The organism is Xanthobacter sediminis (genome assembly GCF_043195015.1).
Classification (GTDB): domain Bacteria; phylum Pseudomonadota; class Alphaproteobacteria; order Rhizobiales; family Xanthobacteraceae; genus Xanthobacter.
Genome location: NZ_JBAFWH010000003.1, coordinates 346,370 through 360,844 on the forward strand (window position 1 = coordinate 346,370; position 14,475 = coordinate 360,844).

Here is a 14,475-nt window from a genome sequence, read left to right on the forward strand (position 1 = left end):
CGCGCCATGTGCGAACGAAGCCCGTTCGGCGCGGGTCGGAGACCGGCCGAGGGCATGGACGCGGCGGCCGGATGCTATCGAGGGGATAAGCCAGGGCGATGATGGATCGACGTAAGGCGTTGCTCGTCGGCGCGGGGGCTGCCGGGGTGCTCGGCATCGTGGGCCTCGACCAGCTCATGAACCGTCGTACGCCGGCGCCCGAGGGCCTTGTGGACGGCATCGTCTGGCAGCTCCACGCCGGTTCGCTCGACCCCTATGGGGAGTGGGAGCGGCTCGGGGCCCGCGCGCTGCTGCTGCAGTGGATCGTGCTGAACGGGACCGCCTTCGTGCCGGGCCTTGGCGTGGAAACCATCGCCGACCCGCCCAACTGGGCCCGCATCTCCCGTGAGCCGTGGGCGCGCTCCATCATTGTCGGCCTCGCCAGCCTCGCCAGCGAGCCGGAGGCGCGGCGCAACGTGGCGGCGCTGGTGGACTTCTCGGCCCGCATCGCGGCGAAGCCGCTGCCGTTCCGCGCCTCCGGCTACTATTTCCCGGTGGAGGCCGACCCGACCTGGGCCGATGCGCCCAAGATGGGGGCGCTGCTCTCCGCCCTGCCGCGGCCCCTGTGGGTGAGCGCCTACGACAATTCCAACATCGGCGCCGGGCCGTTCGCCGACTGGGTGGACAGCTGGCTGCCGAAGGACGTGGGCCTGTTCTTCCAGGACGGGGTGGGGCTCTACATGCGCACGCCGCAGTCGGCCCGCCAATATGGCGAAGCGCTCATCGCCAAGCTCGGCCGCGCGCGGTTCCGCATGATCCTGGAGGCGTTCCGCCCCGCCGGCGGCGACAAGCTGCGCGCCGCCACCGCCGCCGAGATCCGCCCGCAGATCGAGGCCTACCGCGGCCTCGACACCTTTGTGTTCGAGGCGCCGACCTATCTCGGCCGCTCGCTCATCAACGAGCTGGCGCGCGGGTAGGGGGCGTCCGGCGTCTTCCGGCCGCCAGGCCTTCAGTGCTCCTCGTCGATCTCGTCGTGGAGCAGGCCGAGGATACGGCGCTTCAGGGCGATGAACTCGGGCTCCAGCACCAGGTCCATGGAGCGGGGGCGGGGAAACTCCACCTGGATCTCCGCCTTGATGCGCCCCGGCCGGGCGGTCATCACCACCACCCGGTCGCCCAGGAGAATCGCCTCGTCGATGTCGTGGGTGACGAACAGCACCGTCTTCTGGGTGTGCTCCCACACCCGCAGCAGCAGCTTCTGCATGGTGCCGCGGGTCTGGCTGTCGAGGGCGCCGAAGGGCTCGTCCATGAACAGCACGCTCGGGTCGTTGGCGAGCGCGCGGGCGAGGGCGACACGCTGCTTCATGCCGCCGGAGAGCTGCGAGGGGAAGGCATCCGCGAACTGGCCGAGCCCCACCTCGCCGAGGTAGCGATCGGCGATGGCGCGGCGCTCCGCCTTGCCGATGCCCTTGCGCCGGGGGCCGTATTCCACGTTCTGCCGCACGGTGAGCCAGGGGAACAGGGTGTAGCCCTGGAACACCATGCCCCGGTCCGGCCCCGGCGCGCTGACGAGATGCCCGTCCACGCGAATGTCGCCGGCGGTCACCTCGGTGAGGCCGGCGGCGAGATACAGCAGGCTCGACTTGCCGCAGCCGGAGGGGCCGACGATGACGCAGAACTCGTTCTGCTCCACGTCGATGGAGACGTCGTCCACCGCCAGCGTGCCGCCCGCCCCGCCGTAGCGCAGCGTGACGTTCTCGATGGCGAGCCGCGCCGGCGTGCCGAGCGGGCGGCGCTTCTTCGGAAAAAGCTCGATGGGCGCCGGTTCCATGGGGGAGGAGGGGGAAAGATCGGTCATCGATGTGCCCACGGCGCGACCCTCGCGCGAAGGAAGCGGAAGAAAAGGTCGGAGAGGAGGCCCAGCACGCCGATGGTGGCGATGGCCATGAAGATCACGTCCACCTGGAAGCCGCGCATGGCCTTGATGGTGATGTAGCCGAGGCCGGACGAGGCGGCCACCAGCTCGGCCACCACGAGGTAGGACCACGCCCACCCCAGGGTGACGCGCAGGGTGTCGAGGATCTCCGGCAAAGCGGCGGGGAAGATGACGTGCCACACCACCTCGGAGCGCTTGGTGCCGAGGGTGTAGGAGGCGTTCACGAGGTCGCGCGGCACCGCGCGGGCGCTGTCGGCGATCATCACCACCTGCTGGAAGAAGGTGCCGAGGATGATGACGCTCACCCGCTGCTGGATGCCGATGCCGATCCACAGGATGAGCAGCGGCACGAACGCCGTCACCGGCAGGTAGCGCACGAAGTTCACCAGCGGCTCCAGCACCGCCTGCACCGCGCGGTAGCTGCCCATCCACAGGCCGACCGGAATCGCCAGGACGGAGGAGATGGCGAAGCCCAGCATCACCACCTCCAGGCTCGCCAGGGTGTGGACGAAGAGGCTGCCGTCCGCCATGAGCCGGCTGCCCGCCGCCCACACCTTCTCCGGCGAGGGCAGGAACATGGCCGGCACCACGCTGGAGTGGGAGACGAGCCACCAGGCGGCCACCACGATCACCCAAACGACGATCCCGGTGGTGATCGCGGCCTTGCGGGAGATGTCCCTGAAGGGCGTGGTCATCAAGGCCCAGGGTGCGCGTCGGGAAGTCATGTCATGTCTCCTGCGGGCGTGCCGCCGGCCCCGGTGGGGCGCCGGCGGCGGCCTGTCCCGGCTGCTGAGGTCACTGGGCGGTGGCGAAGGAGGGATCGACCAGGGTGTCGTAGTCCACCTTCATCTTCATCATCCCCTTGCCGCCCCAGATCTTGTTGGCAAGCTGGATGAGCTCGGCCGCCTCACCCTTCTGCGGATTGCCGAAGAACTCGATGTTGCGGGCCTTGTCGTAGAAGTTCACGCCCTTGGCGGAGTCCGCGAAATCTTTGGGGTCGGCGAGATAGCCGCCCACGCCCTTGGCCATGATCGCGTAGGCCTTCTCCGGGTTGGCCTTCAGGTATTCGACGGCCTTGTAGTAGGCCTTCACGAAGGCGGCGATCTCGGCCTTGTTGGCGGCGATGAAATCACACTTGAGGCCCACGGTGTCCACGATGGCGCCGGGGGTGGCGGTGGAATCGATCAGCACCTGGCCCTTGCCGGACTTGCGCACCTCGGTGAGGTGGGGCTCCCAGGTGACGGCGGCGGGCACGCGATCGGCGATGAAGGCGGCGGCGGCGTCGTCGGAGGTCATGTTGGTGACCTGCACGTCGGTCTCCTTCATGCCGGCCTTGTCGAGCAGGATGTTGAACCAGAACTCGGACACCGAGCCCTCGTTGAGCGCCACCGGCTTGCCCTTGAGGTCCTTGAGCGACTTGACGTCCTTGCCGGCGAGCACGCCGTCTCCGCCGTGGCTGTCGTCGAGCGCCAGCACCGACTTGAAGCAGAACTCGGGCGAGCGCCACTTCATCACCTCGTCCACGGTGGAGGCCATGCCGTCGAGGTCGCCGGAGGCGACCGCCGCCATGTAGATGGCCGCGTCCTCGATGGTCTTCAGCTCCACGTCGAGGCCGGCTTCCTTGAAGTAGCCGAGGTCGCGGGCGAGGTAGAGCGGGCCGTAGCCCACCCAGGTGGTCATGCCCAGGCGGATCTTGGCCGCCTCGGCCGGCGCGCCGAACACGAGGCCGGCGGCGATGCCGGCGAGAAGGGTAGCGGTCTGGAAGGTCTTCTTGATCATTGTTTCGGGTTCCGTCGCGGGTCTCGGCCGGGTCCGCGCGGGCGGTCCGGACCGGGGTGGAACACGCTGACGCCGACACTTTCCCAAGGTGGCGGAAAGGCTGGGAAGCCTTTTCCAGACCTCAGTAAAACCCCGGAGATCAGCTCCGATGACGAGCTAAACACGCACCCTTCTTCGGCAAAAATAGTCTTTTCGAGGGTTCTGCCTCGCCTTGGCCTAAGTAGGGGCTCCCCCGCTTCGGCCGCGCCGATCAGGGCTTGCGCACCCGCCGGTCGAGAGCCGGCGGCACCATGCCGGGGATGTAGGCATCGGAGATGAACGACCGGCAGTGGGCCTCGAACGCCTGCAGCAGGCGGGACTTTTTGAACTGCGAGACGGTGGCGGTGCCCACCACCATCGGCCGGTGGTCTCCCGAGAGGCGCACCCGCACCACCCGCCGCCCGTCCAGCGCCAGCTCCGAGCGCGGGCGCACGTTGAAGAGGGTGTAGCCGTAGCCGTTGGCCACCATGGTGCGCACCACCTCCTGGTAGGCGGAGCGCGAATGGATCTTCGGCTGCAGCCCCTCCTTGAGGAACAGGGCCAGGAAATACTCGCGGCTGATGGGCAGGTCGAGCAGGATCAGCGGCTCGTCCACCAGGTCCTGGAGGCTTACCGCCGAGAGCCGCGCGAAGGGGTGCGCCTCGCTCACCACCACGTGGGGCGGCAGGCTGGCGAGCGGGGTGAAGGTGATGCCGTCGGGGATCTGCAGGTCGTAGGTGACGGCGATGTCGATTTCGGCGCGCCGCAGGCCCTCCAGCAGCCATTCCTGGTTCGCCTCCACGTGGCGCACCTGGGTGGCGGGGAAGGCGGACATGAAGCCGTGGGACAGTTCCGGCATGATCATGGGGGCGAGGGTGACCATGCAGCCCACGGAAAGCTGGCCGCGCACCTGGTCGGTCGCCTCGGAGGCGACGGCATAGAGCCCCTCCGCCTGCTCGATGAGGTGCTTGGCCTCGGAGAGGAGCTTGCGGCCGGCGGGCGTCAGCGACAGGCCCTGGGCATGGTGGCGCACGAACAGCTGCACGCCCAGCTCCTGTTCCAGGTGGCTGATGGCGGTGGAGATGGAGGGCTGGGAGATGTTGATCCGCTCCGAGGCGAGCGTGATCGAGCCGGTCTCGCCGGCCGCGATGAAATACTCCAGTTGCCTCAGCGTATAGCGCATGCGCCTCCCCTACCCCGTTTCCGGGCCCCCGCGCGAGCGATCCCGGGGTGTGCCGTCCCGGCGCACAACTCGATGCTTGATCCTGGCAATGCAACGGGGTGTCAATGTGTCCGGCGCGCGGGGCGGCGGGCGTGCCGCCTCATTCAGCGGCGCGGGGCTTGGCGTGAGGCTTGGCGCGGGTGTCGAACCAGCGCGAGACGGCGCTGTCGGCGGCGGTGCGGGTGGCCTCGCCCATCACGGTGTCCGAAAGGCCGGCCGATTTGCGCACGAAGTCGAGCGGGCCGTCCCAGTCGAAGTTGCGGTAGACCGCCGCGAGGTGCGCATAGGGCGGGGACTGGGCGAACAGCTGGAAGGCGAGGCGGTGGCCCGCATAGTCCGAGTTGAGGAGATCGCGGGCGAAGGCCAGCAGCTTCCGGCGGTCCTCGGCCGCCCACTCGTCATTGAGGGTGTAGAACTTCTCGAGCCAGGGCCGCGTTTCCGGATGGGCGAAGGCGGCGGCGTCCGGGGTGACGCAGATCTGCCCGCCGCATAGCTCGCGGGCGATGTGCATCACCTCGTGGAGCTGGGAGCAGGCGTGCACGCGCCCGGCATAGAGCAGGGACTGGTTCGGCATGAGCAGCCCGCCGGGCGAGCGCTCGGCCAGGGTCACCGCCGCCGTGAGGTGGGCGTTGATGCCCTCGCGGTAGACGGCGAGGGAGGCCAGCTTCTCCTGCACCGCCTGCTGGCGGTCGATGCCGGTGGAGCGGGCATTGAACAGGGCCGCGCCGATCAGCATGTCGGCAAACGCGAGGTGGCGCTGCACGAAGGCGAAGGCCGAGTAGCGGTGCAGCGTGGCGCGGATGAACATGGCCGCCCGCGTGTGGCGGTAGAACAGCACGTTCTCCCAGGGAATCAGCACGTCGTCGAAGACGACCAGCGCCTCCACCTCGTCGAACCGGCCGGAGAGAGGATAGTCCGCCTCCGGCTTCTGGCCCGCGAAGCCGGTGCGGCAGATGAGCTTGATGCCGGGCGAGCCGAGATCGCAGATGAAGCCCACCGCATAGTCGGAAAAGGCGGCGTCGCCCCAGTTGGCGATGGTGGGCTTGGTGAAGGACTGATTGGCGTAGGCGGCGGCGGTCTCGTACTTGGCGCCCCGCACCACCAGGCCGGCGTCGGTCTCCTTCACCACATGCAGCAGCATGTCCGGGTCCTGCTCCTGCGGCAGGCGGGCGCGGTCGCCCTTGGGGTCGGTGTTGGCGGAGACGTGGAAGGGGTCATGGTGGAGCACCCGGTCGATATGGTCGCGGATGTTCTCGGAGAAGCGCGGGTCGACCTCGTTGAGCACGTCCTGCCCGTCGAACAGCGACCACATCTCGCCCACCGTCTCGTCGCCCACGCGGGTGACGATGCCGCCGATCTCGCGCATCACGCAGTCGGTGGCGCGGCGCTTGTCCCACCAGTCCTCCTGGGTGATCGGCAGCTTGTTGCCGACGCCGTTGACCTCCCCGTCCTGGGTGAAGGTCATCACGTCGCGCGTGCGGGCCTCCCACTGCATGTCGTAGATGCGGGCGCGGATATCCACCAGCGGCTTGAACATGGGGTGGCCGGGCACGTCCAGCACCCGCTCGCCGTTGATGTAGACCTCGCGCCCGTCGCGGATGGACTCGAGATATTGCGCGCCGGTGCGGATCATGGCGGGACCTTTGCCTGCGAAGAGCGGAGGGGCGTGCCTGCCGCCCCGTCACCGGGGCCGATCCTGTCGCGGGGCCGTGGACGGGGAAAATATCGCTTTCCGGTCCATTGCTTCGGAAAGGCCGAACCAGCGCCTTCTTCTCAGGCGGCGAGCCGCGCCAGCAGCGCGTCCATGAAGCGGTCGCAGGCGGCGATCTGGTCCCTGGCCACCCATTCGTCTGGCTTGTGGCCCTGGTCCATGGAGCCGGGGCCGCACACCACCGTGGGAATGGCGAGGCGCATGCTGAACAGGCCGCCCTCGGTGCCGAAGGCGAGCTTGACGCGCGCGTTGGCGCCCGTGAGGGACTGGGCGAAGGCCACCACCGGCGCATCGTCCGCCGTGGCGAGGCCGGGATAGCTGTTGGTCGCCGAAAGCCGCACCTCGGCCTCGGGGAAGTCGGCCTTCCAGGGGGCGGCCACCGCCGCGGCATCGGCCTCCAGCTCCGCGAGCAGCGCCGCCGGATCGTCCTGCGCGAGGTTGCGGAACTCCAGCTCCAGCGTGCAGGCATTGGGCACGATGTTCAGCGCCGTGCCGCCCGCGATGCGCCCCACGTGGAAGGTGGTGTAGGGCACGTCGTAGGCGTCGTCGCGCGCGCCGCGCGCCGCGTACAGCGCCTGCCGCGCGCGGATCTTCTCCACATAGGCGGCGGCGAGGTGGATGGCGTTGAGGGCCGTGGGCGCCAAAGCGGAGTGGGCCTCGCGCCCGCAGCACAGGGCCCTGAGGGCGGTCTTGCCCTTGTGGCCGGTGGCGACCCGCATGGAGGTGGGCTCGCCGATGATGGCCATCTGCGGCCGGAACGGCGCCTGCGCCAGCGCATCAAGCAGGCCGCGCACGCCCACGCAGCCGATCTCCTCATCATAGGAGAAGGCGAGGTGCAGCGGCACCGCCAGCGCCATGCGCGACGCGCGGTCGGCCGCCGCCAGCGCGCAGGCGAGGAAGCCTTTCATGTCCGTGGTGCCGCGGCCGATGAGGCGCCCGTCCTCCTCCCGCAGCCGGAAGGGATCGCCGGTCCAGGCCTGGCCCTCCACCGGCACCACGTCGGTGTGGCCGGAGAGCATGACGCCGCCGGTGTCGCGCGGGCCGATGGTGGCGAACAGGTTGGCCTTGGTGCCCTCGGCATTGGGCACCAGCGTGGCTGCGATGCCGCGCGCGGCGAGGAACTCCACCAGGAAGGCGACCAGCTCCCGGTTCGGGGCGGACGAGATGGTGGGGAAGGCGACGAGCCTTTCGAGAAGGTCGAGGGATCGCTCGGTCATGGAGGTCTCCGCGCCAGGGGCGGCGGGCGGTTGCGCGCAGGGGAGGGGCGCCACGGGTGCCCGGCCCGTCTCCTCCTTAGCAGGCGCGGCGGCGGAGACGGGCTCGGAACTCCCGAACCAGGGCTTAGAAAAAAGCGAATTTCGATGCGGCGAACCCACGGATAGCTTTTGGCAGACCTTCCAGAACGCTGCCCAGGAGTCCTCAGGTGGCCCGCGATCCCCGTTACGACATCCTGTTCGAGCCCGTGAAGATCGGGCCGGTCACCACCCGCAACCGCTTCTACCAGGTGCCCCACTGCAACGGCATGGGCTATCGCGACCCGACCGCCCTCGCCACCATGCGCGCCATCAAGGCGGAAGGCGGCTGGGGCGTGGTGTGCACCGAGCAGGTGGAGATCCACCCCACCGGCGACATCTCCCCCTTCATCGAGCTGCGCAACTGGTCCGACCAGGACGTGCCCGCGCTCGCCCGCATGGCGGATGCCATCCATTCCCACGATGCGCTGGCGGGCCTCCAGCTGGCCCACAACGGCATGAACGCGCCGAACCTCTATTCGCGCGAGATTCCGTTCGGCCCCGCCGACCTGCCGGTGTTCTCCATCTATGACGACCCGGTCCAGGCCCGCGCCATGGACAAGACCGACATCCGCAACCTGCGCTACTGGCACCGCGCCGCCGCGCTGCGCGCGAAGAAGGCCGGATACGACATCACCTACATCTATGCCGGCAAGCTGTTCGGCGGCGCCATGTTCTTCCTCTCCCGCCGCTACAACGACCGCACCGACGAGTACGGCGGCAGCCTGGAGAACCGCTGCCGGCTGCTGAAGGAGCTGATCGAGGACACCAAGGACGCGGTGGGCGACACCATGGGGGTGGCCTGCCGCATCTCCGTGGATGAGCTGATCGGCCCCGAGGGCCTGCACGCCGCCGAGGCGCGGGACATCATCTCCCACCTCGCGGAGGTGCCGGACCTGTGGGACCTCACCCTTTCGAGCTGGGACAACGACAGCCAGACCTCCCGCTTCGCCGACGAGGGCTACCAGGAGCCGTTCGTCACCGGCGTGAAGAAGCTCACCACCAAGCCGGTGGTGGGTGTGGGGCGCTTCACCTCGCCGGACACCATGGTGCGCATGATCCGCCAAGGCATCCTCGACCTCGTGGGCGCCGCGCGCCCCTCCATCGCCGATCCCTTCCTGCCGAAGAAGGTGGAAGAGGGCCGCATGGAGGACATCCGCGAGTGCATCGGCTGCAATATGTGCGTCTCGGGCGACCACACCACCACGCCCATCCGCTGCACCCAGAACCCCTCCATGGGCGAGGAATGGCGCCGGGGCTGGCACCCGGAGCGCATCCGCGCCAGGGAGAGCGAGGCCAAGGTGCTGGTGGTGGGCGCGGGCCCCGCCGGGCTCGAAGCCGCCATGATGCTCGGCCGGCGCGGCTATGAGGTGGCGCTCGCCGAGGCGACGCGTGACCTCGGCGGCCGGCTGGTGGCCGAGCGCCGGTTGCCCGGCCTTTCCGCGTGGGGCCGCGTGGTGGACTATCGCGTCGGGCAGATCGACCCCATGGCGAACGTGGAGGTCTATCGCGAGAGCCGCCTCACCGCGGAAGACGTGCTGGGCTTCGGCTTCGCCCATGTGGCGGTGGCCGCCGGCGCCACATGGCGGGCGGACGGCATCGGCCGGCGCCTGCTGAAGCCCTTGCCCGTGGCCGAGGGGGTGGAGGTGCTCACCCCCGACGACCTGATGGCGGGCCGCCGCCCGGCCGCCGGCCCCGTCATCGTGTTCGACGACGACCATTACTACATGGGCGGCGTGCTGGCCGAGCTGCTGGCGCGGGAAGGCCGGGAGGTGGCGCTCGTCACCGCCAACGGCGAGGCCTCCACCTGGATGAAGATGACCATGGAGCAGCACTTCGTGCAGGCGCGGCTCATGGAGGTGGGCGTCACCATCGTGCCCCATCGCCTGCCGACGCGGGTGGAGAAGGGCGAGATCGAGCTGGCCTGCGTCTATTCCGGGCGCCTGGAACGGCGGGCCTGCGCCTCCATCGTCCTCGTCACCGCCCGCCTGCCGCGGAAGGGCCTCGCCGAGGAGCTGGAGGCGCGCCGGGCGGAATGGGCCGATGCCGGCCTCCTCTCCGTGACCCGCGTGGGCGACGCTTTGGCGCCCGGAACCATCGCCGCCGCCGTGTGGGCCGGCCGCCGCTTCGCGGAGGAGCTGGACGCCCCGCCGCGCGGCCTCGACGACCTGCCGTTCCGTCGCGAGGTGGCGGGCCTCGACGCGGGGCCGCTGCCCTGGGCTGCGGCCTGAGGGCTTCCGCGCCCCACGGGCAGGGCGAGGCGGTGGTGATGCGCGACACCGGGATGGCTTCATCCCGGTGCGCCTGCGCTTGTCTTGAGGGGTGAAGAATAGATTCCTTCAGGATTCCATGTTTCGGGAGATCCGAAGCAGTGCCGAAGAAAATGATATTTTTTATGATCCAGAACGGCCGGTAGGGTGACGATCAAACCTCGGGCTCTTCATTCGGAAGGTCTCGAGGGCAAGCGAGGAATGAGACATGTCGGTTGAAAGGACGGACACGCTGATCGTCGGCGCCGGGCAGGCGGGGCTGGCCATGAGCGAGCACCTGAGGCGGAGCGGCGTGCCCCATCTCGTCCTGGAGCGCGCCCGCATCGCCGAGCGCTGGCGCTCGGAGCGGTGGGATTCCCTGGTGGCCAACGGCCCGGCCTGGCACGACCGCTTCCCGGACCTCGACTTCTCCGCCGTCGATCCCGCCAACGGCCCGGACGACTTCGTGGCCAAGGAGGCGGTGGCCGATTATTTCGTCGCCTTCGCCGAGAAGACCGGCGCCCCGGTGCGCTGCGGCGTGGAGGTGCTGAAGGCCGAGCGGAACGCCGGCCGCTCCGGCTTCCGGGTGGAGACCTCCGCCGGCGTGATCGAGGCCGAGCGCATCGTCGCCGCCACCGGACCCTTCCAGCGCCCCATCATCCCCGCCGTGGTTCCGGCCGAGACCGGCATCGCGCAGATGCATTCCGTCGCCTACCGCAATCCCGGCCAGCTTCCGGAAGGCGCAGTTCTGGTGGTGGGGGCGGGCTCCTCGGGCGTCCAGATCGCCGAGGAGCTGATGGAGGCGGGCCGGCAGGTCTATCTCTCGGTGGGCCCGCACGACCGCCCGCCGCGCAGCTATCGCGGGCGCGACTTCGTCTGGTGGCTCGGGGTGCTCGGCAAGTGGGATGCCGCCGCCCAGGAGCCGGGCAAGGAGCATGTGACCATCGCCGTGAGCGGCGCCCACGGCGGCCACACCATCGACTTCCGCCGCCTCGCCGCGCGGGGCATGACCCTGGTGGGGCGCACCGAGGGCTTCAAGGACGGCGCGGTGACCTTCTCCCCCGACCTCGCCGCCAACCTGGCGCTGGGCGACGAGAGCCATCGCGCCCTGCTCGACGAGGCGGACGCCTACATCGCCCGCAACGGCCTCGACCTGCCGGAGGAGCCGGAAGCCCGCCTCACGGTGGCGGACGCCGCCTGCATCACCCAGCCGCTGCGGTCGCTCGATCTTGCGCGGGCGGGGGTCACCACCATCATCTGGGCGACGGGCTTCGCGCTCGACTACGGCTGGCTGAAGGTGGATGCCTTCGATGCCGCCGGCAAGCCGCGGCACCAGCGCGGCGTCTCCTGCGAGGCGGGCATCTATTTCCTGGGCCTGCCCTGGCAGTCGCGGCGCGGCTCCAGCTTCATCTGGGGCGTGTGGCACGATGCCAAGTATCTGGCCGACCAGATCGTGATCCAGCGCAAGTACATGGACTACCACGCCGCCGCGCGGCGCCAGCCCGAGCCCGCCTGAGCGCGCGGCCATTTTCTTTTAGACCCCGCGCGCGACCCAATGGAGGGCGACATGGCGCATACCCGCATCCGCACGTTCAATACCAAGGACACCTACCCCGAGCAGAAGCTCGACAACGACCTCGCCCAGGCGGTGGTGACGCAGGGCGGCAAGATCGTCTGGCTGCGCGGCCAGTGCCCGCAGAACCTCGACGACGCCGTGAACATCACGAGCCATGACCCGGTGGAGCAGACCCACAAGGTCATGCAGAACATGCGGCAGCTCATCGAGGAGGCGGGCGGCTCCATGGAGCACCTGGTGAAGGTGGTGGTCTACATCACCGACGTGCGCCACCGCGAGGCGGTCTACCGCACCATGGGCGAGTACATCAAAGGCGTGCACCCGGTTTCCACCGGCCTCGTGGTGAGCGCCCTGGCGCGGCCCGAGTGGCTGGTGGAGATCGACGGAACCGCCGTCATCCCGGAGTGATGTGATGACCTTCTCCCTGGTCGCCCGCTGCCGCGAGACGGGCATGTTCGGCGTCGCCATCTCCTCCTCCTCCCCGGCGGTGGCCGCGCGCTGCGTGTTCGCCCGCGCGGGGGTGGGGGCGGTGGCCTCGCAGAACGTGACGGACCCCGACCTCGGCCCGCGCGCGCTCGATCTCATGGAAAGCGGCATGGGCGCCGGGGAGGCCATCGCCGAACTGCGGCGGACCGGCCGCTTCATGGAATACCGGCAGGTGCTGGCGGTGGACCGCACCGGCGCCGCCGCCGTCCATTCCGGCGCCAAGGCCCTCGGCCTGTGGGCGGAAGCCTGGGGCGAGGATGCGGCGGCGGGCGGCAACCTGCTCGCCGACGGCGACGTGCCGCAGGCCATGATCGACGGCTTCCGCGCCGCCGCCGGCCACCTGGGCGACCGGCTCGTGGCGGCGCTGCGCGCGGGCCTTGCCGCCGGGGGCGAGGCGGGGCCCGTCCATTCGGCGGGGATCAAGATCGTGGACAAGGCGAGCTGGCCGGTGGCGGACCTGCGCTGCGACTGGACGCTCGATTGCCCGATCGAGGCTGTCGCCGAGGCGTGGAGCATCTACAAGCCGCAGATGGGCGCCTACATCCAGCGCGCCCTCGACCCGCGGGAAGCGCCGTCCTACGGCGTGCCCGGAGACGAGTGAAACGGAGCGCTTCATGGCTTCACGGAAGGCATGAAGCGCTCCGGTCCTTTCATGGTGCGCGTTTTCTTCACGCGAACCGGTTTCCACTTCGCTCGAGAACGCTTTGGGAAGGGCACGCCATGCGGAACTACACCCGTGAGGATTGGGCGGCGCGCGCCGCGCGGATCAGCTTTCGCCGGCAGGCGTTCATCGACGGCCGGTTCGTCGATGCCCGCTCCGGCGAGACCTTCGACAGCATCAATCCGGCCACCGGCGCGGTGCTGGCGCAGGTCGCCGCCTGCGACTCAGCCGACATCGACCGCGCGGTGGCGGCGGGCCGGCGGGCGTTCGAGGACGGGCGCTGGAGCCGCATGGCGCCGGGCGACCGCAAGGCGGTGATGCTGCGCCTCGCCGAGCTGATCCGCGCCAATCTCGAGGAACTGGCCCTGCTGGACAGCCTCGACATGGGCAAGCTGGTGACGGACGCCGCCACCATCGACGCGCCCGGCTCGGCCCATTTCTTCCAGTGGTATGCCGAGGCCATCGACAAGCTCTATGGCGAGGTGGCCCCCACCGCCGCCGGGGATCTGGCGCTGGTGCGCCGGGTGCCGCTGGGCGTGGTCGGCGCCGTGGTGCCCTGGAACTTCCCGCTGGACATGGCCACCTGGAAGGCCTCGGCGGCGCTTGCCGCCGGCAATTCGGTGGTGCTGAAGCCGGCCGAGCAATCCCCCCTCTCGGCGCTGCGGCTCGCGGAGCTTGCCGCCGAGGCGGGCGTGCCCGACGGCGTGCTCAACGTGGTGCCCGGCTTCGGCGCCACGGCGGGCAAGGCGCTGGGCCTGCACATGGACGTGGACTGCCTCGCCTTCACCGGCTCCACCGAGGTCGGCAAGCTGTTCATGCAGTATTCCGGGCAGTCGAACCTGAAGCCGGTGTGGCCGGAGACCGGCGGCAAGAGCGCGAACCTCGTGTTCGCCGACTGCGCCGACCTGGACGCCGCCGCCGACATGGCCGCCTTCGGCATTTTCTTCAACCAGGGCGAGGTGTGCTCGGCCAATTCGCGGCTCTATGTGGAGCGCTCCGTGAAGGACGCGCTGGTGGAGAAGCTCGCGGCCCGCGCGCAGGCCATGCAGCCCGGCGATCCCCTGGACCCGGCCTCGAAGATGGGCGCCATCGTCGACGAAAAGCAGACGCAGGGCATCATGCGCTTCATCGAGGCGGGCAAGGCGAGCGCCAATCTCGTCGCCGGCGGTGCGCGCGTGCGCATCGCGGGCAAGGGCTGCTTCGTGGCGCCCACCATCTTCGACGAGGTGCGCCCCGACGATCCGCTGGTGCGGGAGGAGATCTTCGGGCCCGTGCTCTCCGTGGTCGCCTTCGACACGGAGGAGGAGGCGGTGCGCCTCGCCAACGATTCCATCTACGGCCTCGCCGCCTCGGTGTGGACCGACGACCTCAGCCGGGCGCTGCGGGTCTCCGACCGGCTGCATGTGGGCACGGTCTCCGTCAACACGGTGGACGCGCTTTCCGCCCAGACGCCGTTCGGCGGCATGAAGCAGTCCGGCTTCGGCCGCGACCTGTCGCTCCATTCGCTGGACAAGTACACGGCGCTGAAGACCACCTGGATCAAGTACCGGAGCTGACGCGGCCGGA

General features: G+C 69.7%; 12 protein-coding genes. 6 read left to right on the plus strand and 6 right to left on the minus strand.

Annotated elements, in window-relative coordinates; translation table 11 throughout:
• Nucleotides 1–98: 98 nt before the first annotated feature.
• Nucleotides 99–956 carry an alpha-amylase family protein gene (locus V5F61_RS05655; protein ID WP_393987524.1) on the plus strand — a complete coding sequence of 286 codons (858 nt, stop codon included), beginning with the start codon at nt 99–101 and terminating at the stop codon, nt 954–956.
• 32 nt (nt 957–988) lie between these two features.
• On the opposite strand, the gene V5F61_RS05660 is transcribed toward V5F61_RS05655, so the two are convergent.
• From V5F61_RS05660 to argE, 6 genes are all read right to left on the minus strand, one after another.
• Complete coding sequence (locus tag V5F61_RS05660) at nt 989–1,837, minus strand: ABC transporter ATP-binding protein (RefSeq protein WP_393987523.1); 849 nt, start codon at nt 1,835–1,837, stop codon at nt 989–991.
• Nucleotides 1,834–2,640 carry an ABC transporter permease gene (locus V5F61_RS05665; RefSeq protein WP_393987522.1) on the minus strand — a complete coding sequence of 269 codons (807 nt, stop codon included), beginning with the start codon at nt 2,638–2,640 and terminating at the stop codon, nt 1,834–1,836. Before V5F61_RS05665 ends, V5F61_RS05660 begins: the two co-directional genes overlap by 4 nt.
• A gap of 70 nt (nt 2,641–2,710) precedes the next feature.
• Nucleotides 2,711–3,694, minus strand: a complete 984-nt coding sequence (locus V5F61_RS05670; protein ID WP_393987521.1) for an ABC transporter substrate-binding protein — start codon at nt 3,692–3,694, stop codon at nt 2,711–2,713.
• A 250-nt stretch (nt 3,695–3,944) separates the two neighbouring features.
• The gene (locus V5F61_RS05675) at nt 3,945–4,895 is read right to left on the minus strand and encodes a LysR family transcriptional regulator (RefSeq protein WP_393987520.1); all 951 of its coding nucleotides are present in this window, start codon (nt 4,893–4,895) and stop codon (nt 3,945–3,947) included.
• Nucleotides 4,896–5,034: 139 nt separating this feature from the next.
• Complete coding sequence (locus tag V5F61_RS05680; protein WP_393987519.1) at nt 5,035–6,567, minus strand: 4-hydroxyphenylacetate 3-hydroxylase family protein; 1,533 nt, start codon at nt 6,565–6,567, stop codon at nt 5,035–5,037.
• Nucleotides 6,568–6,707: 140 nt separating this feature from the next.
• Complete coding sequence (gene argE / locus V5F61_RS05685; protein ID WP_393987518.1) at nt 6,708–7,862, minus strand: acetylornithine deacetylase; 1,155 nt, start codon at nt 7,860–7,862, stop codon at nt 6,708–6,710.
• A gap of 206 nt (nt 7,863–8,068) precedes the next feature.
• On the opposite strand from argE, the gene V5F61_RS05690 reads away from it, so the two are divergent.
• The 5 genes from V5F61_RS05690 to V5F61_RS05710 all read left to right on the plus strand — a co-directional run bounded on the left by V5F61_RS05690 (nt 8,069) and on the right by V5F61_RS05710 (nt 14,465).
• Nucleotides 8,069–10,168, plus strand: coding sequence for an oxidoreductase (locus V5F61_RS05690; RefSeq protein ID WP_393987517.1), 2,100 nt, complete (start codon nt 8,069–8,071; stop codon nt 10,166–10,168).
• A 247-nt stretch (nt 10,169–10,415) separates the two neighbouring features.
• The gene (locus V5F61_RS05695) at nt 10,416–11,702 is read left to right on the plus strand and encodes a flavin-containing monooxygenase (protein ID WP_393987516.1); all 1,287 of its coding nucleotides are present in this window, start codon (nt 10,416–10,418) and stop codon (nt 11,700–11,702) included.
• Nucleotides 11,703–11,753: 51 nt separating this feature from the next.
• A complete protein-coding gene (locus V5F61_RS05700) occupies nt 11,754–12,170 on the plus strand; it encodes a RidA family protein (protein WP_393987515.1) in 417 nt (138 codons plus the stop codon).
• Between the two features lie 4 nt (nt 12,171–12,174).
• Nucleotides 12,175–12,849, plus strand: a complete 675-nt coding sequence (locus V5F61_RS05705; protein ID WP_393987514.1) for a DUF1028 domain-containing protein — start codon at nt 12,175–12,177, stop codon at nt 12,847–12,849.
• 119 nt (nt 12,850–12,968) lie between these two features.
• The gene (locus V5F61_RS05710) at nt 12,969–14,465 is read left to right on the plus strand and encodes an aldehyde dehydrogenase (RefSeq protein ID WP_393987513.1); all 1,497 of its coding nucleotides are present in this window, start codon (nt 12,969–12,971) and stop codon (nt 14,463–14,465) included.
• Nucleotides 14,466–14,475: the final 10 nt, after the last annotated feature.

What these genes read in the sequence shown, in the direction of transcription:
- V5F61_RS05655 (WP_393987524.1), top strand. Translation starts at nt 99, where the DNA reads ATGATGGATCGACGTAAGGCGTTGCTCGTCGGCGCGGGGGCTGCCGGG.
- V5F61_RS05660 (WP_393987523.1), bottom strand. Translation starts at nt 1,837, where the DNA reads ATGACCGATCTTTCCCCCTCCTCCCCCATGGAACCGGCGCCCATCGAG.
- V5F61_RS05665 (WP_393987522.1), bottom strand. Translation starts at nt 2,640, where the DNA reads ATGACTTCCCGACGCGCACCCTGGGCCTTGATGACCACGCCCTTCAGG.
- V5F61_RS05670 (WP_393987521.1), bottom strand. Translation starts at nt 3,694, where the DNA reads ATGATCAAGAAGACCTTCCAGACCGCTACCCTTCTCGCCGGCATCGCC.
- V5F61_RS05675 (WP_393987520.1), bottom strand. Translation starts at nt 4,895, where the DNA reads ATGCGCTATACGCTGAGGCAACTGGAGTATTTCATCGCGGCCGGCGAG.
- V5F61_RS05680 (WP_393987519.1), bottom strand. Translation starts at nt 6,567, where the DNA reads ATGATCCGCACCGGCGCGCAATATCTCGAGTCCATCCGCGACGGGCGC.
- argE (WP_393987518.1), bottom strand. Translation starts at nt 7,862, where the DNA reads ATGACCGAGCGATCCCTCGACCTTCTCGAAAGGCTCGTCGCCTTCCCC.
- V5F61_RS05695 (WP_393987516.1), top strand. Translation starts at nt 10,416, where the DNA reads ATGTCGGTTGAAAGGACGGACACGCTGATCGTCGGCGCCGGGCAGGCG.
- V5F61_RS05700 (WP_393987515.1), top strand. Translation starts at nt 11,754, where the DNA reads ATGGCGCATACCCGCATCCGCACGTTCAATACCAAGGACACCTACCCC.
- V5F61_RS05705 (WP_393987514.1), top strand. Translation starts at nt 12,175, where the DNA reads ATGACCTTCTCCCTGGTCGCCCGCTGCCGCGAGACGGGCATGTTCGGC.
- V5F61_RS05710 (WP_393987513.1), top strand. Translation starts at nt 12,969, where the DNA reads ATGCGGAACTACACCCGTGAGGATTGGGCGGCGCGCGCCGCGCGGATC.